Annotated in this window: 1 protein-coding gene; it reads left to right on the top strand. The window is 66.8% G+C overall.

The annotated features are described in order from the left end of the window. Positions 1–31: 31 nt before the first annotated feature. The coding region (locus AC1DZC_RS19940; RefSeq protein ID WP_477044477.1) for a DUF4118 domain-containing protein at positions 32–741 on the top strand (710 nt) is incomplete at its 3' end.

The raw sequence follows: 741 nt of genomic DNA, 5'->3' as shown, positions 1-741 counted from the left end.
AACCCGGTGATGAGGGCAAACACGCTAGTCGATGACGGAATCTCCCACCTCGCTGCTCGGCACCATGCGCAAGGTGAAGCTGCATCTGAGCAGCGGTCAGTTCCTGCTCACGCTCCTGCTCGTCACCGTGTCCGCCACCGGTTCCTTCGCCGCAGCCCGCTATGGCGAGGTGGCGGCGGCGCTGGTCTTCGTTCTCGGCATTACCGTCACGGGCGCGTTGTGCGGTCTGGCCTCTGCGCTGATCGCCGCGCTGGTCGGCTTCCTGATCTACAATTTCTACCTGACGGAGCCGGTGCTGACCTTCCGGCTGGCGACGGGCAGCGACATCGCGCCGCTGGTCATCTTCAACCTGTGCGCCCTGGTGTCGGGCGTGCTCGCCGGCCGGCTCAAGGATCATGCCGAGGCGGCGCGGTCGAGCAATCTCCAGCTCAACAGTCTGCTCGAGCTGAGCCGCGAACTTCAATCCACCCAGCGCCCGGAGGATGTGGTCGCGACCGTCGACGGGGCGGCCCATGAAATCCTCGGCGCGCGGATTTCGCTGTTCCGCGCCGAGGGACGGACCGCGGTTCCGCTCGACCTGGTGGAGCGCGACGATCGCTGGCAGGCCCTGGCCCAGGCCTTGCTGTCGGGTCCGGCACTGACGCTCAACGACGGAAATCTCATCGGTCGCCGTCTCGAAGGCAGCACCGGCCTCCCCATCCTGATGATCGTCGAGCCGCTCCGCCCACGCGGGATCGAACC

The organism is Cellulomonas sp. P2_B4, from assembly GCF_056404795.1.
Note: the sequence above shows the minus strand (reverse complement) of the source record. Positions and strands in the feature narration are given on the sequence as shown.